Below are 18,391 nucleotides of genomic sequence, written 5' to 3'. Positions count from 1 at the left end.
GCAGTTCAAGTGAGCTTGAGTTCTTGGGCAACCATCCTAGGGTTGGCGGTATGGCGGAGGAGAACGTTCCGAGCAAGGATCACTGGCTGTCCATCGGGGAGATCGCGCACCGGTCCGGGGTCGCCGCGTCGGCGTTGCGGTTCTACGAGGACCAGGGTCTGATCCGGTCCCGCCGGACGGCCGGCAACCAACGTCAGTACCAGCGGAGCACGCTGCGCCGGATCGCGTTCGTCCAGGCGGCCCAGCGGGTGGGGCTCGCGTTGTCCGAGATCAAGGGTGCGCTGGACTCCCTGCCGGACGACCGTACGCCGACCCGCGCCGACTGGAGCCGGTTGTCGAAGTCCTGGCGCAGCCGGCTGGACGAGCGGATCGCCGAGCTCGAGCGGCTGCGCGACGACCTCGACGGCTGCATCGGCTGCGGCTGCCTGAGCCTGCAGCGCTGCAACCTCTACAACAAGGCCGACCGGCTGGCCGAGCGCGGCCCCGGCGCCCGCATCCTCAACGTCGGCATCCCCGGCGAGTGACGAACTCAGTCGAGCGCATGTTTGGCCTGACATAGGCAACGAGTTATGACAGTCATAGAACCGCGACCGTCAATCGAGGGTTAACCCCCGAGTTTTTCCCGATCTGGTGCGGAACTCCGGCAGTCTTGGCAGCATCCGGTCTGTAGCGAACAGTAATCCGCTGGTCGCTTTCCGCCACAGATCCGGAGTGAGGCCCTCCCATGTCGCATCGCCGCATCCTGTCTTCGCTCGCGGGGCTGGCCGCCGCCGCGCTGGCAGTCCCCGCCTTCGCCGCCGCGTCCCCCGCCCCGGCACCGGCCGCCCCGTCCGTCTCCACGACCCAGACCCGCGCCGCCTACACCGGCTCGCCGCAGGACCAGGCCGCCACCAAGGCCTTCTACGACGCCGTGATGAAGTCGGCGCAGGCCAAGCGGGCCAAGGCCGGCAACGCCGCCGCCGCGGTCACCGTCACGTACGCCGTGGACGCGCCGACCTTCCGCAACCAGATCAACTCCAGCACGTCGATCTGGAACTCCTCGGTCAACAACGTGACCCTGGTCGAGGGCAGCAGCTACGACTTCTACTACACCGAGGGCAACGACCCGCGCGGTTCGTACGCGTCCACCGACGGTCACGGCCGCGGCTACATCTTCCTGGACTACGCCCAGTCGCAGCAGTACGACCCGCTCCGGATCACCGCCCACGAGACCGGCCACGTGCTCGGCCTGCCGGACCACTACTCCGGCCCGTGCTCCGAGCTGATGTCCGGCGGCGGCCCCGGCCCGTCGTGCACCAACGCCTACCCGGACGCCAACGAGCGCGCCCGCGTGGACCAGCTCTGGGCCAACGGCATCGCCTCCGCCGCGAAGGCCGCCTTCCACAGCAGCAAGTAACCCCGGGCCCTTCGGCCCGGAACCGCCCGGCAGGGGACGGTCTCCGGGCCGAAGTCCTGTCCGCCGTCAACGGAGGACATAGGACGTACTACGACACGCCGGAGAACAGACCCTGGCCGCCGCGATCCCGGAACACTGATCAGGGTGAGGCTCCTACGTGCGGTGGTTGCGGTACTTCTGGGGTTTACGGCCTGCCTGACGTCTCCGGCGTACGCGGCAGGTCTGGAGGGGAAGGCGATCCTGTCGCCCGGCACCGGTGGGTACACCTGTTTCCGCATCCCCGCACTCGTGACGGCGGCCGACGGGTCGCTGGTGCTGTTCGCCGAAGGCCGCAAGCCGACCTGCGGCGACACCGGCACCCATGACGTGGTGATGGTCCGGTCCACCGACAACGGCGTGACCTGGAGTACGCCGAAGGTCGTGCACGCCGGCGTGGACGCGACCGCCCACAACCCGGCGCCCGTGGTGGACGCACGGACCGGACGGATCTCGTTGCTGACGTCGAGGCAGTACAACACCGTCTGGGCGCAGTACAGCGACGACAACGGACAGACGTGGACCACGCCGCGGGAGATCACCAGCAGCGTCAAGCGGCCGGAGTGGAGTGGCTACGCGACCGGACCGTCGCACGGCATCCAGTTGCTCCGCGGCGCGCACGCCGGCCGACTCGTCGTCGGCACGCACTACTCGACCACGGCCGGCGACCAGAAGGGCGGCGCCCTCGTCTACAGCGACGACGGCGGGCTGACCTGGGCGCTCGGCGCCCACGACCACTCGGCCGACCCGGAATTGCGCGTCCAGGAACTGTCGGTCTTCGAACGCCCGGACGGCTCGCTGTTCGCGTTCGCCCGGGACGAGAACGGCACCAGTACGTCGACCGTCGCGTCCGCCGTCTCGACCGACGCCGGCGCGACCTTCTCGACCGGTTTCCACGCCGGAGCGGCCGAGCAGAGCCTCGCGGTGCCGACCGTCCAGGCGTCCACGCTGGCTCTGCGGGCGACCGACCAGGGCGATCGCTACAACCGTGTGCTGCTCGCGGCGCCGACGCGCCAGGGCCAGACCCGGGAGAACCTGACGATCCGCTCGACCTACAAGGGCGGCACGGAGTGGGTGGATCCCGGCGGCGGAACGGTGATCTACGGCGGCATGGCGGCGTACACGGACATGACGCTGATCAACGACACCACGGTCGCGTTGGCGTACGAGCGGGCGGTCAACTGGTCGCACGGCTACATCTGGTTCACGACGTTCACCGAGGCCGACCTCGGTCTGCCGGACGGCAACACCAGTGGCGTTCCGGTGACATCCGATGCCTCAGGCAACGGATTGCACGGGTACCTGCGCGGTGGTCCGGCGGCGGTGGCGGGCCGGTTCGGTCAAGCGTTGTCGCTGGACGGTACGGACGACTACGTGCAACTGCCGTTCGCGGAGAAGCTCGCGGTCAGCAGCGGCGACTTCACCTGGACCGGCTGGTTCAACTACGGCGCGAGCACGGCCGACCAGCCGTTGATCTGGGCCTACAACCAGGGCGACGTGTACTCACAGCTCTGGCTCCGGGCCGAGCCCGCGAGCAACCGGATCCGCGCGCTCGCCCAGAGCGGCGAGACGGCGATCACGGTGGCCACCACGTCGGCGTACAACGATCGCGCCTGGCACCACTTCGCCCTTCGCCGGCAGGGCTCGACCTTCACCATCTACATCGACGGTGCCGCGGCCGCGACGACGACCGGGACGATCGGGTCGGTCAGCCCCAAGCGACCGTTCCAGATTCACCTGGGCCGGCGTCTCGACGGCAAGCAGCACCTTCGCGGATCCCTGGACGACGTACGGCTCTACAACCGCGCCCTCTCGCCGGCCGAGATCGCGGCGATCCGCTCCAGCAACGCGACGACCCCGCCGAACCTGCAGCTGCGTTACCCGTTCTGACCCGTCGCCGGGCCGGTCGAGCCACGGACGACCAGCTCCGGGCGGAACAGGAACTCGGTGTGCGGGGTGGCGTGGCCGCGGACCTCTTCCAGCAGGGACTGGACCGCGGCCAGGCCCATCGCCTGCACCGGCTGGCGGATCGTGGTCAGCGGCGGGTCGGTGAACTCCATCATCGGGGCGTCGTCGTACCCGACCACCGACAGGTCGCCCGGCACGGACAGACCTCGTTGCCGGGCGGCCCGGATGACGCCGAGCGCCATCATGTCCGAGCCGCAGATGACCGCGGTGACGCCGGCGTCCAGCAGTCGCTGCGCCGCCGCGGCTCCGCCCTCGACGCCGAACATGCTCAGCGCGACCAGCTCGTCGAGCTCGTGGTCGGCCAGGCCGAGCTGGGCCTTCATCGACGTCCGGTAGCCGGCCAGCTTGCGCTGCACCACGATGAACCGCTCCGGCCCGGAGGCGAAGCCGATCCGACGGTGGCCGAGGGCAACGACATGCGAGACGGCCAGCTCCATCGCGGCGTACTCGTCCGAGGACACGAACGGCGCCTGCACCTGCGGAAGCCAGCCGTTCACGAACACCACCGGCAGCCGCCGGTCGACCAGCGCCCGGTAGCGCTCGTGGTCGGCGCCGGTGTCGGCGTGCAGACCGGACACGAAGATGATCCCGGAGACGCCGCGCTCGAGCAGCATCTCGACGTACTCCTCCTCGGTCGCCCCGGACGGGGACTGGGTGCACAGCACCGGAGTGAACCCGCGCTGCGACAGCGCCGACTCGATCACCTGGGCGAACGCCGGGAAGATCGGGTTGATCAGCTCCGGCATCACCAGCCCGATCAGCCCCGCCGACCGGCGCCGCAACCGGGTCGGCCGCTCGAACCCGAGGACGTCGAGCGCGGTCAGCACCGACTGCTTCGTCTCCTCGGCCACCCCCGGCTTGCCGTTCAGCACCCGCGAGACCGTGGCCTCGCTCACCCCCGCCTTGGCCGCGATGTCCGCCAGCCGCGCTCTGCTGCTCACGCGGGGCACTGTACCCAGTGCTGCCTGAAACTTGCAGCAAGCTTCTGCAAGAAATTGCAGACTGAGACTGCGCACAGTTGTCCACTACGTGAACAGAACGCACACGTCACACGCCGTACACCTTGTCAGGACGAGCCTGCCGGGTGAGGATAAGCGCACCCCCGCCCGGGGGCCTTTACTCGGATCGTCCGGCACGTTCCTGCCGGTGAAGGGATGTAATCGTCATGGCCACTGTGTCGTTCAAGTCGGCAACCCGGGTCTACCCCGGCTCCGACAAGCCCGCGGTCGACAAGCTCAACCTCGAGATCGAGGACGGCGAGTTCATGGTTCTCGTCGGCCCGTCGGGTTGCGGCAAGTCCACCTCGCTCCGGATGCTCGCCGGCCTCGAAGAGGTCAACGAGGGCTCCATCTACATCGGCGACCGCGACGTCACGCACCGTCCGCCGAAGGAGCGGGACATCGCGATGGTGTTCCAGAACTACGCGCTCTACCCGCACATGTCGGTCGCCGACAACATGGGCTTCGCGCTGAAGATGCAGGGTGTCTCCAAGGAGGACCGGGCCAAGCGGGTGCAGGAAGCCGCGAAGCTGCTCGGCCTGGAGGAGTACCTGGACCGCAAGCCGAAGGCCCTGTCCGGTGGTCAGCGCCAGCGCGTCGCCATGGGCCGCGCGATCGTGCGTAATCCGCAGGTCTTCCTGATGGACGAGCCGCTGTCGAACCTCGACGCCAAGCTGCGCGTCCAGACCCGGACCCAGATCGCCGAGCTGCAGCAGCGTCTCGGCGTCACCACCGTCTACGTCACCCACGACCAGGTCGAGGCCATGACGATGGGCGACCGGGTCGCGGTGCTGAAGGACGGCCTGCTGCAGCAGGTCGACACCCCGCTGAACCTGTACGACCACCCGAAGAACAAGTTCGTGGCCGGCTTCATCGGGTCGCCGGCGATGAACCTGCTGAACGCCGACATCACCGACAACGGCGCCAAGCTGGGCGACTACGTCATCCCGCTCGAGCGCAGCCTGCTGGCCAAGGCCGGTAGCGACAAGACCCTGACGGTGGGCGTTCGCCCGGAGGCTTTCAAGGTCGCGGACCAGGGCCTGCCGGTGCACGTGGCCGTGGTCGAGGAGCTCGGCGCCGACGCGTACCTGTACGGCACCGCGGAGCACAACAACGAGCACCAGCAGATCGTCGCCCGGATCGACGCCCGGATGCCGGTCGAGAAGGGTTCCACCGTTCACCTGGCGGCGGTGCCGGACAAGCTGCACCTGTTCAGCACCTCCACCGAGGAGCGGCTGACCGCCTGATCAGCGGTACGACGCGACGCAGCGGCCCCAGGTGGTTCGTCCACCCGGGGCCGCTGTACGTCGTCAGGGAGCGCTCGGCAGCATCCGCCGGCTCGGAGCACCCGCCGGCTCGGAGCACCCGCCGGCTCAGGGAGCGCTCGGCGGCTCAGGGCACCCGGCGGTCGCGGGTGGCCGGGTGGTCGGCCGGGTTCAGGTTGGTCTGCTTGAGCAGGTAGTGCGGGCGGCGCTTGGTCTCGTAGTAGATCCGGCCGATGTACTCGCCGATCACCCCGAGCATCACCATCTGCAGCCCGCCGAGCCCGGTGACCGCCGCGATCAGCGTGACGTAACCGGGCATCTCGACCCCGCGCAGGGCGGCGACCGCGATCACCCAGACGGCGTACCCGGCGGCGACCGCGGTCATCAGCAGGCCGACGTAGATCGCCAGCCGCAGCGGCCGGTTGTTGAACGACAGCAACCCGTCCAGCCCGTACTCGAGCAGCCGCCGGAACGTCCACCGGCTCTTCCGCCCGCGCTGCTTCACGTTGTCGTACTCGAACAGGATCGACTCGAACCCGATCCAGGCGAACAGGCCCTTCGAGAACCGGTTGTACTCCCCCAACTCCAGCAGCCCGTCGACCGCCCGGCGGGACAGCAGCCGGAAGTCACCGACGCCGTCCATCAGCTCGACGTCGGCCCACTTGTTGATCAGCCAGTAGTACGCCCGGGCGAGCAGCGTCCGGGTGGCCGGGTCGCCGACCCGGTTGCGCCGGGCGATCACCTGGTCGAAGCCACGTTCGTACAGCTCCAGCATCCGGGCGATCAGCTCCGGCGGGTGCTGCAGGTCGGCGTCCATGATCACGACCGCGTCGCCGTCGGCGTACCGCAGGCCGGCCAGCATCGCCGACTCCTTGCCGAAGTTCCGGCTGAAGGACAGGTAACGGACCGCGGGATCGGTGTCCGCCAGCTGCACCAGCGCCTCGAGCGTCCCGTCGTCGCTGCCGTCGTCGACGTACACGATCTCGTACGGGCGGCCGATCGCGGCCAGGTCGCGGCTGACGGCGTCATGGAAGCGGTCGATCACCTCGACCTCGTTGAAACACGGCACCACCAGACTCAACCGCATCGTCATCCTCATCCGTCCAACCCGAGCACCTCGGCCCCACTAGTATCCAGACCGGAGCTCCGCGCTAGTTTTCGCCGGGCAGGGTTAGCAGAGAGGCGGCCAGTGGTTTCCGAGGACAGTGCCGTACCCCGGCGATCGGCAGCACTGCCCGCCCTCGTCGCCGGTGTGCTGGCGGCGGCGGTGTTCGCCGCCTCCGGAGTCATCCGCGGCACCTTTCCCTTCGGTCCACTGTCCCGCAGTACCAACGATCTCGGTACCCAGTACATCCCTTTCTTCGCCCATCTGTGGGACGTCCTGCACGGCCGCGCCCAGGGTGATCTGCTGTTCAACTGGCAGAGCGCGCTGGGTGTCGGCTTCCTCGGCGACTACGGCGTCGTCCTCGGCAGCCCATTGTCGCTGCTCGTGGGTCTCTTCCCGCGCGACCAGATCGATCTGGCCGTGTACGTGATCACCGTCCTCAAGTTGGCCCTGGCCGCCGCCGCGATGGCGGTCCTACTTCTCAAGATGGCGCCAGGACCCCGTTGGGTTGCAGCGATTCTCGGCGCGTCGTACGGCGTCTGCGGCTGGGCGATCGACGACGGCGCGTACGTACCGATGTGGCTGGACGGCCTGATCGCGCTGCCGATGTTCTTCCTGGTGGCCGAGTGGTCACTGCGCCGCACCAACCGCCTGCTAAGTGTGCTGGTGGTCGGGGTCTTCTGGGTGTCCAACTTCTATACCGCCTACATGGCAACGATCGCGGCCGCGCTCTACCTGATCGCCCGGGTGCTGACCAGTGACCTGCCCTGGATGCAGCGACTGCGGGGTGTCGTGCGGTACGGCGTCTCGTTCGTGCTCGGACTGGGGCTGGCGGCACCGATCCTGCTCCCGGTGTTCGCGGCCAACGACATCGCGACCCCGTCGCCGTCCGGCATCTTCACGCCGTCGCCGGTCGACGTGTTCCTGTCCCGGCTGCTCCCGCTGTCCGAGGGCGTCGGCCGGACGGCCAGCCTGTACGTCGGCACGGTCGCGCTGCTGCTCGCACTCAGCCTCCCGTTCCACCGGTACGTCGCAATCCGCACCAAGGCGGTCTGGATCGTCACGCTGGTCGCGCTGGCGCTGTCCTTCCGGTGGACACCGACGCAGGAGATGTGGCACGGCTTCGACACGCCGAACGGGAGTCAGTACCGCGAGGCCTTCGTGCTCTGCGGCGTGATCGTCGTGCTCGCATGGCTCGCGGTCGCGCCCCGGCTGCCCGGCCCGTTGGCGCTGCTGGGCGGTGCGGCGCTGCTCGCCGTCGTCGCCGTACTATCCGACGGCAGTCCGCTGCTGACCGAGCGCGCGATGACTGTGCTGATCGTCTCCGGTGCGGTCACGTTCGTTGCTTTCGGCACCATTTGGTTGCTGCGACGGTCGGCCGCGCTGCGACGGACGAAGTGGCCGGTCGCGGCTGCCTTCGCGGTCGTGATGGCCGTCGTCGCGGTCGAGACCACGTGGACGGCGGTCGTGACGGACGAGCAGCGCGCGAAGATCCTCAGCGCGGTGGTGCAGCCATGGGACCAGCAGCGGACCGAACAGTCCGAGGCGATTCGGGGGGCCGTCGCCTGGCCGGCGTACCGGGCCGATCCGGGGACGTCGGTGACGCCGAACGACCCGATGCTGCTCGGCGGCCAGGGCGCCGGGCTGTACAGCAGCCTGCTGCCGGCGTCGGTGAACCGGACGATGACCGAGCTCGGCTTCGGCTGGAGCGGGTACGGCCGGGCGGCCGACGACCTCACGCACCCGGTGACCGACGCGATCTTCTCGGTCGGCGCCCGCCTGCGGCTCCGGTCCGGTGGGGTCGAGGAGATCACCCGGTCCGCGGCGCCGCCGCTGGTGACCGTCCGCCGGCGGCTCGGCGACACGGACACGCCGAACGCGTTCGCCGCCCAGGAGCGGCTGCTCGGGACCCAGGTGTACGAGGTCCCGGAGTACCGCGGCAGCAAGTCGATCACCGGCGGGGACGTCAAGCTGGTCGGGCGGTGCACGCCCGGGACGACGGCGTACCTGCACCAGCCGCGGGTCTCCGGCGAGGCCAAGCTGACCGACGGCATCCAGTGGCGTGAACTGGGTGCGACCCGCCGTCCCGGGATCAACACGAGCAGCGGAATGGTCCCGCTCGGCACCGTCCCGGCGTCCGGCGTGGTGTCGGCCGAGATCAGGTTCGGCGACAGCACCTCGGGGATCACGGCCACCGGCGCGCTCGGCTGCCTGGACGAGCAGAAGCTCGCACGGGCAGTCCGGCAGTTGCGGCTGGGCGGGGCGACGGACGTCGGTGCCGGCGGACACTCGATCAGCGCGACCCTGCGTCCGGGAAGCAGGGGGTACGCCGTGGTCGCCGTACCGAAGCTCCCGGGGTGGACGTGCTCGGTCAACGGCGGCGAGGCCCAGGTTCCCCGGGACTTCGGCGGTCTGATCGCCGTCCAACTGCCCGAGTCGGCCGAACGGATCCACTGCTCCTACACCCCGCCCGGCCTGCGCCGCGGTCTCGCGCTGGCTGCGGCCGCAGTCGCCCTCGCCCTCGGCATCGCGCTGTTCGGGCGACTCCGGCGGGGCAGGTCGCGCTAGCCGCTACCGCTCTTTAGAAGATACCCCCGGCAGGTATTGCCGTAGGGGTTGCTTTTGATACCCCAAGGGGGTAACTTCCTGTCTGTCGACATACCCCCGAGGGGTAGATGCGGGAGCAGAGGAGCCTCAGATGACCACCGACGCCGGGCACGTGCACGGGTACACCGCCGAGAAGAGCAGCCACCTCAAGCGGCTGCGGCGGATCGAGGGCCAGGTCCGTGGCCTGCAGCGGATGGTCGAGGAGGACAAGTACTGCATCGACATCCTCACCCAGGTCTCGGCGGCGACGAAGGCACTGCAGTCGTTCTCGCTGGAGCTGCTGGACGAGCACCTGGCCCACTGCGTGGTCGAGGCCGCGCAGAAGGGCGGTCCGGAGGCCGAGGAGAAGGTTCGCGAGGCCTCCGACGCGATCGCCCGCCTGGTCCGTAGCTGACACTCACCCAATTCAAGGAGCACCGATATGACCACCACGACCTACTCCGTCAGCGGGATGACCTGCGGGCACTGCACCTCCGCGGTCACCGAGGAGCTCAGCAAGCTGGTCGGCGTCCAGCAGGTCAGCATCGACCTCGTCGCGGGCGGCACCTCCGCGGTGCACGTGACGAGTGAGTCCGCTCTCGACGAGTCCGCGGTCCGCGAGGCCGTCGACGAGGCGGGCTACGAACTGGCGGCGTCGTGAGCCGGGCCGCCGCGCTCCGGCTCGGCGCGTTCGCCGGGGCGCTCGCGCTCGCCTTCGGGGCGGCGTACGCGATCGGCACCGCGGTCGACCCGATCGCGGCGGCCGACACCACCACCGCCCCGGCACACAACGAGGAGATGGGCGGTATGGAGCAGTCAGCAGGCCACGGTTCCGGTCACAGCGAGGCGGGTGGGCAGTTGCCCGGGCTCGCGGTCTCGGACGCCGGGTACACCCTGACTCCCGCGACCACGTTCTACCAGTCCGGCACGAAGACCGAGCTGCGATTCACCATCCAGGGCCCGGACGGCAAGCCGGTCACGAAGTACACCGAGACCCACGAGAAGGACCTGCACCTGATCGTCGTCCGGCGGGACCTGTCCGGCTTCCACCACGTGCACCCGACCCGGGACGCGAGTGGGACCTGGAGCATTCCGTTCACGTTCACCGCCGGCGGCACCTGGCGGCTGTACGCCGACTTCCAGCCGGCCGGGCTCGACCGGACCCTGACCCTCGGCACGGATGTGAACGTCTCCGGCCTCTACATCCCGGTCCCGCTGAGCGAGCCGACGAGCCTCTACAGCTTCCACGGGTACGACGTGACCCTGGCCGGCAAGCCGGTCGCGGGCAAGGAGTCCGAGCTGACCTTCACGATCAGCCGCGGCGGCAAGCCGGTCACCGACCTGCAGCCGTACCTGGGCGCCTTCGGGCACCTGGTCTCCCTGCGCAGCGGCGACCTCGCCTACCTGCACAACCACCCCGCGCAGCACGCGGAGCCGGGGACGAAGGGCGGGCCGGGCATCACCTTCGCGACCACCTTCCCGACCGCGGGCACGTACGCCCTGTTCCTGGACTTCCAGCACGCAGGCGCGGTGCACACCGCCGAGTTCACCGTCCGGGTGGGCGCGGACGGCGCCACCGCGATCGTCCCACCCACCGAGTTGCCCAGCGCGGCGCCGAGTACGCCGGGGCACGCAGAGACCCCGCACGGCCACTGAGAGGAGGCACACTGCAATGACCACCACAGATCCCGGTCAGTCCGTCGAGCTCATCATCGGTGGCATGACGTGCGCCTCGTGCGCCGCCCGGGTGGAGAAGAAGCTGAACCGGATGGACGGTGTCACCGCCACCGTCAACTACGCCACCGAGAAGGCGAAGGTGACGTTCGCGGACGGCATCAGCACCGACGACCTGGTCGCCACCGTCGAGAAGACCGGCTACAGCGCCGCGCTGCCGGCCCCGGCCGTCGACGCGTCGGACCCGGACTCGCCGGACGCCGGGACGCCGGACGAGCTGAAGCCGTTGCGGGACCGGTTGTTCGCCAGCATCGCGCTGGCGGTGCCGGTGATCGCCCTCGGGATGATCCCCGCGCTGCAGTTCGACTTCTGGCAGTGGGCCTCGCTGACGCTGGCCTTCCCGGTGGTGACGTGGGCGGCCTGGCCGTTCCACAAGGCCGCTTGGACGAACCTGCGGCACGGCGCCGCGACGATGGACACGCTGATCTCGCTGGGCGTGGTGAGCGCGTTCCTGTGGTCGCTGTACGCGTTGTTCGTCGGCGGTGCGGGCGAGCCCGGGATGAAGATGCCGTTCACGCTGATCCCGTCCCGGGGCGGCGGAGCGGAGGAGATCTACCTCGAGGTCGCGGCCGGTGTCACCACGTTCATCCTGGCCGGCCGGTACTTCGAGGCGCGCGCCAAGCGCCGTTCCGGGGCCGCGCTGCGGGCGCTGCTCGAGCTCGGCGCGAAGGACGTCGCCGTACTGCGGGACGGGTCCGAGGTCCGGATCCCGGCCGACCAGCTGGTCGTCGGCGACCAGTTCGTCGTACGGCCCGGTGAGAAGGTCGCCACCGACGGGGAGATCGTCAGCGGCAGCAGCGCGGTCGACGCGTCGATGCTGACCGGCGAGTCGGTGCCGGTCGAGGTCGGCGAGGGCGACGCGGTCGTCGGGGCGACCGTGAACGCCGGTGGCCGGCTCGTCGTCCGGGCCACCCGGATCGGGTCGGACACCCAGCTCGCGCAGATGGCCCGCCTGGTCGAGGACGCGCAGAACGGGAAGGCCGCGGTCCAGCGGCTGGCCGACCGGGTGTCCGGGGTGTTCGTGCCGATCGTGATCGGGCTGGCGCTCGGGACGCTGGGGTTCTGGCTCGGCAACGGTTCGCCGGTCGAGGTCGCGTTCACCGCCGCGGTCGCCGTACTGATCATCGCCTGCCCGTGTGCGCTCGGGCTGGCCACGCCGACCGCGTTGATGGTCGGGACCGGCCGCGGGGCGCAGCTGGGCATCCTGATCAAGGGTCCGGAGGTGCTCGAGAACACCCGGCGGATCGACACCGTCGTGCTGGACAAGACGGGCACCGTGACCACGGGCCGGATGGAGCTGGTCGACGTACTGCTGGCTCCGGGCGAGGACCGGGCCGACGTACTGCGGCTGGCCGGGGCGCTGGAGCACTCCAGCGAGCACCCGATCGCGGCAGCCATCGCCCGGGCCGCTCAGTCCGAGCTCGGTCAGCTGCCCGAGGTCGAAGACTTCGGGAACGTCGAGGGGCTCGGCGTCCAGGGCATCGTCGACGGTCACGCCGTACTGGTCGGCCGGACGCGGCTGCTCGAGGAGTGGAGTCAGTACCTGCCGGACGACCTGGCGCACGCGAAGGACCACGCCGAGACCGAGGGCAGTACGGCGGTCGCGGTCGGCTGGGACGGACAGGCGCGGGCCGTGCTGGTCGTCGCGGACACCGTCAAGGCCACGTCGGCCCAGGCGATCCGGCAACTCCGTGAGCTCGGGCTGCGGCCGGTGCTGCTGACCGGTGACAACGAGGCGGTGGCGGCGAAGGTCGCGGCCGAGGTCGGCATCGACGAGGTGATCGCCGAGGTGCTGCCCGCCGGCAAGGTCGACGCGGTCAAGCAGTTGCAGGCCGACGGCCGGGTGGTCGCGATGGTCGGCGACGGCGTCAACGACGCGGCCGCCCTGGCCCAGGCCGATCTCGGCCTGAGCATGGGCACCGGGACCGACGTGGCCATCGAGGCCAGCGACCTGACGCTGGTCCGCGGCGACCTGCGCGCGGCGGCGGACGCCATCCGCCTGTCCCGCCGGACGCTGCGCACCATCAAGGGCAACCTGTTCTGGGCCTTCGCCTACAACGTGGCCGCCATCCCCCTCGCCGCCGCCGGCCTCCTCAACCCCATGCTCGCCGGCGCCGCCATGGCCTTCAGCTCGGTCTTCGTAGTAACCAACAGCCTCCGCCTCCGCCGCTTCCAAACACTCACCTGACCCAAGCAGTGCTGTCGGTGGCCAGCAGTCCGTGTTCCAACGGGCTGCTGGCCAGGAGTAGTTCTTCGTGGGGTGGGAGGGGGATGGGGGTTGGGGTGAGGTTGGTGATGGAGGTGAGGGTTTCGCGGGTGAAGGCGAGGACGCCGGGTGGGGTGTCGAGCCAGCGGAGGGTGCCGTCGCCGAGGTGGGTGCGGCGGAGGTGCAGGCCGGTGCGGTAGAGGGTGAGCATCGAGTTCTGGTCGAGTTGCTGGGACTCGACCGTCAGGTTCTTCCAGTCCGGTGGTTGCGGGAGCCACGGCGTACCGGTGCCGAAGCCGAAGGGCGGCTCCTTGCCCGACCAGGGAAGGGGCACTCGGCAACCATCGCGGCCGCGGTCGGCGCCCTTCGAACGGGCGAAGATCGGGTCCTGGAGCAGGTGGTCGGGGAGGTCCTCCACCTCGGGCAGGCCGAGCTCCTCGCCCTGGTAGACGTACAGTCCACCGGGCAGCGCCATCGCGAGCAGGGCGGCCGCGCGGGCCCGGCGCTCGCCGAGGACGAGGTCGGTCGGCATGCCGTGCTTGCGGTCCTGATGCGAGAACGACGTGTCCGGACGCCCGTACTTCGTCACCGGACGGGTCACGTCGTGGTTGGACAGCACCCAGGTCGGCGAGGCGCCGATCGGCACGTGGGTGGTCAGCGTGAGGTCGATCGACGCCTTCAACTCGTCCGCCTGCCACGGACGGGAGAGGAAGTCGAAGTTGAACGCGGTCTGCATCTCGTCCGGCCGCAGGTACAGCGCGAACCGCTCCTGGTCCGGCATCCACATCTCGCCGACCAGGAACCGGTCGTCGTACGCGTCGGTGATCCGCCGCCAACCACGGTAGATCTCGTGCACCTCGTCGTGGTCGGTGTACGACTCCTCCACGCTGTCCAGGTCCTTGAACAGGACGGCGGCACTGTCGATCCGGATGCCGTCGACACCGCGGTCAAGCCAGAACCTGAGGATGTCGTGGAACTCCTCGACCACCTCGGGGTTGCGCCAGTTGAAGTCCGGCTGCTCGGGGGCGAACAGGTGCAGGTACCACTCGCCGTCCTCGACCTGGGTCCACGCGGGGCCGTTGAAGATCGACTGCCAGGTGTTGGGCGGCCCGTCGTTCGTGCCCGGGCGGAAGATGAAGCGGTCGCGCTCGGGTGAGCCGGGGCCGGCCTGGAGCGCCTGGACGAACCACTCCTGCTGGTCGGAGCCGTGGTTCGGGACGATGTCGATGATGGTGCGGATGTTCAGCGCGTGTGCCTCCGCGATGTACGCCTCGGCCTCCGCCAGCGTGCCGAAGGCCGGGTCGATCGCCCGGTAGTCGGCCACGTCGTACCCGCCGTCGGCCATCGGCGACGGGTACCACGGGTTCAGCCAGATCGCGTCGATCCCGAGCTCCGCCAGGTACGGCAGCCGCTGCCGGAGGCCGGCCAGATCACCGATCCCGTCCCCGTTGCCGTCGGCGAAACTCCGCAGATAGACCTGATAGATAGCAGCCCCGCGCCACCACTCGTCGGCCATGAAATCTCCTTAACCCTTGAGGCTTCCGGCCATGAGGCCGCCGTTCTCCTCCCCCACCCCGAGCGGAGCGGGGGGTGGGGTGCTTGTCATCCTTTGAGGCTTCCGGCGGTCAGGCCGGCCATGATGCTGCGCTGGAACACGAAGAACACGAGGATGGTCGGCAGGCTGGCGATCACCAGCGATGCGATCAGCACGTTCTGCGGCATCTGCGCGGACAGCGACGCGATGCCGACACTGATCGACATCTTGTCCGTCTCCGGCAGCACCAGCAGCGGCCAGACGAAGTCCTTCCACACCGTCACCACCGACAGGATCGACACCACCCCGAGGATCGGCCGCGACACCGGCAGCACGATCGACCACAGGATCCGCATCGGCGACGCGCCGTCGATCTCGGCCGCCTCCAGCAGTTCCCGTGGAATCGAGTCGAAGAACCGCTTCAGCAGGAACACGAAGAACCCGTTCGCTGCCGCCGGCAACCAGATCGCCCACGGCGTGTTCAGCAGGTCGAGATGCAGGATCGGAAGATCCTTGACCGTCAGGTACGTCGGCAGCAGCAGCACCATCGGCGGGATCATCAGCGTCGCCAGCATCGCCCCGAGGATCACCTTTCCGAAGAACGGCCGGAGCTTCGACAACGCGTACGCCGCCGTGACGTCGACCGCCAGCGTGAACAGCCACGCGCCACCGGCGTACAGGACGGTGTTGCGCAGGAAGACCCCGAGCTGCAACTGGTTCCACGCGTCGGCGTAGACGCCGAGGTCGAAACTCTCCGGGAAGAAGCTCGGCGGGATCTGCGCCAGCTCGTCCGGCGACTTCAGCGCGCCGGTCACCATCCAGTACAGCGGGAACACGAACGCGCCGGTGAACCCGACCACGACGACGGTCAGCGTCACCCAGTAGATGATCCGGCCGTGCGGAGTACGCAATGCCAGAGGTGAGACCAGGGTCCTCATCGCTCGGCCTCCCGGGAGACGCGCAGGTAGATCGCGGAGAACACCAGCAGCACGACCATCAGCATCAGGCCGAGGGCGCCACCGCCGCCGAAGTCACCGAAGTTGAAGGCGTACTGGTACATCAGGTAGGCGACCGTGACGGTCGCGTTCTCCGGGCCGCCGCCGGTCAGCAGGTACGGCTCGATGAACACCTGCATGGTCGCGACGACCTGCAGCAGCAACATCACCAGCAGGATCAGCTTGGTCTGCGGGATCGTCACGTGCCACACCCGCCGGAACAGGCCGGCACCGTCGAGCTCGGCCGACTCGTAGAGGTCGCCCGGGATGCTCTGCAGCGCGGCCAGGTAGATCAGCGTGCCGGTGCCGAGATTCATCCAGGTCGACACGAGCACCAGGCTGACGAGCGCCGTACTGGTCGAGTCGAGCCAGCTCAGCGGCGGGATGCCGACGACGTCGAGGACCTGGTTGAACAGGCCCGAGCCGGGATCGTAGAACCACTTGAACAGGAGGACCGCGACCGCGGGCGGCAGCATCACCGGCAGGTAGACGACGAAGCGCAGGTACGCCTTCGCGTGCCGCAACTCGTTGAGTACGACGGCCAGCACGAACGGCACGGCGTACCCGATGACGAGCGCCAGCCCGCTGAACGCGGCCGTGTTGATCCAGGCCGACCGGAACGCCGGGTCCTCGATCACCGTGCGGAAGTTGTCGAACCCGACCCATCGCGGCGGGTCGACGAAGTTGTTCTCCTGGAAGCTGAGGATCACCTCGCGCACCATCGGATACCAAGAGAACAGCGCGAAGCAGATCAAGGCCCCACAGAGGAAGCCGTACGCCGTAAGGTTCCGGCCCACCGCCCGCCGCCGGGCACCGGCCAGATCAGCTGCTCCGTCCGGCCGGTGGGCCGCCGGCCGACGCGGCGGCCGGCCACCTCGGGCGATCGGCCAGCCGAGAGTCCGTCCTCGGGCCTGGCCGGCGCCGCGTCCACGCCCGTCGTACGCGGGCGCCTCGGGTGCGGCAGTCTCGTGCACCAGCACGCCCGGGGCGACACCGACCCAGGCGTCGTGCCGGTGATCGTCACCTCCGCTGTGCCGCATCGGTCCGCCTTCCCTGCCCGCACCGCGCGCCGTCCCCTCGCGGGGACGGCGCGGATGCTCCCAGCTGTTTCCCATCAGGTGTTCTTGGCCAGGATCTTGTTGGCCTTGGACTCGGCGTCGGACAGCAGCTTGTCGATGTCGGCGTCCTGCCGGGTGAGTACGGCGGACATCGCCACGTCCAGGACGGCGTACAGCTCCTGTGCCTTCGGCGGCTCGAGCTTGTTGGTGATGCCGGCCTGCGCGGCGACGTACGGCGCGAAGTGGTCGACCGGGACGGTGGCGTACTGCTTGCGGAGGGCAACGATCTCCTTGCCGGGCGCGGAGTCGCCGTACAGGTCCGGGATCGGCAGGCCGACCGGGCGGCCCTGCTCCTTGGCGCGGGCGTAGTTGAACTGGCCCTTGCCCGGCGTGAGCTCGTGGAACTCCAGCCACAGCAGCCCGGCCTTGATCTTCTCCGGGGTCGCCTTCGGGTTGAACATGTAGCCGTCGCCACCACTCAGCGACGCCTTGCCCTCGGACTCCGGTACGGCGGTCACGCCGTAATCCTCGAACTTGCCCTGGAAGTCGTTGTTCACCGACTGCACCACGTCCGGCGCGCCGATCATCATGCCGAGCTTGCCGGAACCCATCATCCGCATCAGGTCCTCCCACTGGAGGAGCTGCTTGCTGCCCATGGAGTTGTCGTCCCAGCGCATCTGCTTGAGGTTCTCCAGCACGGCCTTGCCCTCGGCGCTGTTGAACGCCGCGGTCTTGCCGTCGTCGCCGACCATCGAGCCGCCGCGGGCGTACAGGCTGGCGGCGAAGTGCCAGCCGCCGGTGTTGCCGGCGGAGTACTCACCGAAGCCGACGTAGCCGGCGCCGAGGCCGGCGATCTTCTTGGCGGCCGCCCGCACCTCGTCCCAGGTCTTCGGCGGGGCGTCCGGGTCGAGCCCGGCCTGGGTGAACAGCTTGCGGTTGTAGACCAGGCCCATGTTGTAGTTGTTGCGCGGCAGGCCGTACGTCTTGTCGCCGTCCTTGAACACGCCCATCACGTCGTCGCGGATGTCGCCGGCCGGTTTCACGCTGCCGACGTACTCACTGATGTCGGCGGCTTGCCTCGCTTTGATGATCTTCTGCACGTCGGTGTAGTAGACGTAGAAGACGTCCTCCTGGGTGCCGCCGGCCAGCTTCGCCTGGAAGGTGTCCGGGTTGATGCAGGGGAACGCGTCCTTGCTCTGAATGGTGATGTTCGGGTGCAGCTTCTGGAACTCCGCGACGTCCGCGTCCCAGGCCGACCGTTCCTTCGGGTTGCTCTTCGGCGGCTGGCAGCCGACCGTGATCGTCACCGGGCCGTCCGCTCCGGCTGATCCCTGCGCGTCCGGCGTGTTGTCGTCCGACCCACAGGACGCGGCCACCAGCCCGAGTCCCGCGGCCAGCAGCAGGCTGAGCCCACGGCGCGTTGTCCTCATCGATCCACCCTCTCCCTCGATCTTGCGCACACCGTAGGCAACTCGACACGACTTCGCAATACTCCAATAGAAGATTGCAA

15 protein-coding genes are annotated in these 18,391 nt (G+C 69.2%); 9 read left to right on the top strand and 6 right to left on the bottom strand.

Annotation, left to right across the window (positions count from 1 at the left end; translation table 11 throughout):
• Positions 1-50 precede the first annotated feature (50 nt).
• From soxR to ACQPYZ_RS05285, 3 genes are all read left to right on the top strand, one after another.
• Entirely contained in the window at positions 51-524 is a 474-nt protein-coding gene (gene soxR, locus ACQPYZ_RS05295) for a redox-sensitive transcriptional activator SoxR (protein ID WP_433165810.1), read from the top strand.
• A 200-nt stretch (positions 525-724) separates the two neighbouring features.
• Positions 725-1,396, top strand: coding sequence for a snapalysin (gene snpA, locus ACQPYZ_RS05290; protein WP_433165808.1), 672 nt, complete (start codon positions 725-727; stop codon positions 1,394-1,396).
• A 144-nt stretch (positions 1,397-1,540) separates the two neighbouring features.
• Positions 1,541-3,322: a LamG-like jellyroll fold domain-containing protein gene (locus ACQPYZ_RS05285; RefSeq protein ID WP_433165806.1), complete on the top strand. Its 1,782-nt coding sequence runs from the start codon at positions 1,541-1,543 to the stop codon at positions 3,320-3,322.
• Here ACQPYZ_RS05285 and ACQPYZ_RS05280 read toward each other — a convergent pair.
• Entirely contained in the window at positions 3,310-4,341 is a 1,032-nt protein-coding gene (locus ACQPYZ_RS05280) for a LacI family DNA-binding transcriptional regulator (protein WP_433165804.1), read from the bottom strand. The two genes, ACQPYZ_RS05285 and ACQPYZ_RS05280, sit on opposite strands and share 13 nt — an antisense overlap.
• 224 nt (positions 4,342-4,565) lie before the next feature.
• Between ACQPYZ_RS05280 and ACQPYZ_RS05275 the strand changes: the two genes are divergently transcribed.
• On the top strand, positions 4,566-5,645 hold the full coding sequence (locus tag ACQPYZ_RS05275) for an ABC transporter ATP-binding protein (protein ID WP_433165802.1): 1,080 nt from the start codon (positions 4,566-4,568) through the stop codon (positions 5,643-5,645).
• A 145-nt stretch (positions 5,646-5,790) separates the two neighbouring features.
• Here the strand turns inward: ACQPYZ_RS05275 and ACQPYZ_RS05270 are convergent, their stop codons facing one another.
• The gene (locus tag ACQPYZ_RS05270; RefSeq protein WP_433165800.1) at positions 5,791-6,750 is read right to left on the bottom strand and encodes a glycosyltransferase family 2 protein; all 960 of its coding nucleotides are present in this window, start codon (positions 6,748-6,750) and stop codon (positions 5,791-5,793) included.
• Positions 6,751-6,852: 102 nt separating this feature from the next.
• On the opposite strand from ACQPYZ_RS05270, the gene ACQPYZ_RS05265 reads away from it, so the two are divergent.
• The 5 genes from ACQPYZ_RS05265 to ACQPYZ_RS05245 all read left to right on the top strand — a co-directional run bounded on the left by ACQPYZ_RS05265 (position 6,853) and on the right by ACQPYZ_RS05245 (position 13,276).
• The gene (locus ACQPYZ_RS05265; protein WP_433165798.1) at positions 6,853-9,336 is read left to right on the top strand and encodes a YfhO family protein; all 2,484 of its coding nucleotides are present in this window, start codon (positions 6,853-6,855) and stop codon (positions 9,334-9,336) included.
• Between the two features lie 130 nt (positions 9,337-9,466).
• The gene (locus ACQPYZ_RS05260) at positions 9,467-9,769 is read left to right on the top strand and encodes a metal-sensitive transcriptional regulator (RefSeq protein WP_433165796.1); all 303 of its coding nucleotides are present in this window, start codon (positions 9,467-9,469) and stop codon (positions 9,767-9,769) included.
• A 27-nt stretch (positions 9,770-9,796) separates the two neighbouring features.
• Entirely contained in the window at positions 9,797-10,015 is a 219-nt protein-coding gene (locus ACQPYZ_RS05255; protein WP_433165794.1) for a heavy-metal-associated domain-containing protein, read from the top strand.
• Entirely contained in the window at positions 10,012-11,010 is a 999-nt protein-coding gene (locus ACQPYZ_RS05250) for a hypothetical protein (RefSeq protein WP_433165792.1), read from the top strand. Before ACQPYZ_RS05255 ends, ACQPYZ_RS05250 begins: the two co-directional genes overlap by 4 nt.
• 16 nt (positions 11,011-11,026) lie before the next feature.
• Positions 11,027-13,276, top strand: coding sequence for a heavy metal translocating P-type ATPase (locus tag ACQPYZ_RS05245; protein ID WP_433165790.1), 2,250 nt, complete (start codon positions 11,027-11,029; stop codon positions 13,274-13,276).
• Here ACQPYZ_RS05245 and ACQPYZ_RS05240 read toward each other — a convergent pair.
• From ACQPYZ_RS05240 to ACQPYZ_RS05225, 4 genes are all read right to left on the bottom strand, one after another.
• Complete coding sequence (locus tag ACQPYZ_RS05240) at positions 13,269-14,810, bottom strand: glycoside hydrolase family 13 protein (protein WP_433165788.1); 1,542 nt, start codon at positions 14,808-14,810, stop codon at positions 13,269-13,271. The two genes, ACQPYZ_RS05245 and ACQPYZ_RS05240, sit on opposite strands and share 8 nt — an antisense overlap.
• Before the next feature lie 86 nt (positions 14,811-14,896).
• A complete protein-coding gene (locus ACQPYZ_RS05235; protein ID WP_433165786.1) occupies positions 14,897-15,766 on the bottom strand; it encodes a carbohydrate ABC transporter permease in 870 nt (289 codons plus the stop codon).
• Complete coding sequence (locus ACQPYZ_RS05230) at positions 15,763-16,863, bottom strand: carbohydrate ABC transporter permease (RefSeq protein WP_433165784.1); 1,101 nt, start codon at positions 16,861-16,863, stop codon at positions 15,763-15,765. Before ACQPYZ_RS05230 ends, ACQPYZ_RS05235 begins: the two co-directional genes overlap by 4 nt.
• Positions 16,864-16,937: 74 nt before the next feature.
• Positions 16,938-18,311 carry an ABC transporter substrate-binding protein gene (locus ACQPYZ_RS05225; RefSeq protein ID WP_433165782.1) on the bottom strand — a complete coding sequence of 458 codons (1,374 nt, stop codon included), beginning with the start codon at positions 18,309-18,311 and terminating at the stop codon, positions 16,938-16,940.
• Positions 18,312-18,391: the final 80 nt, after the last annotated feature.

Origin of the sequence: Kribbella sp. CA-247076 (assembly GCF_050942445.1) — a bacterium.
In the GTDB taxonomy this organism is placed as follows: Bacteria; Actinomycetota; Actinomycetes; order Propionibacteriales; family Kribbellaceae; genus Kribbella.
This window is presented reverse-complemented; position numbering and strand designations above follow the sequence as displayed.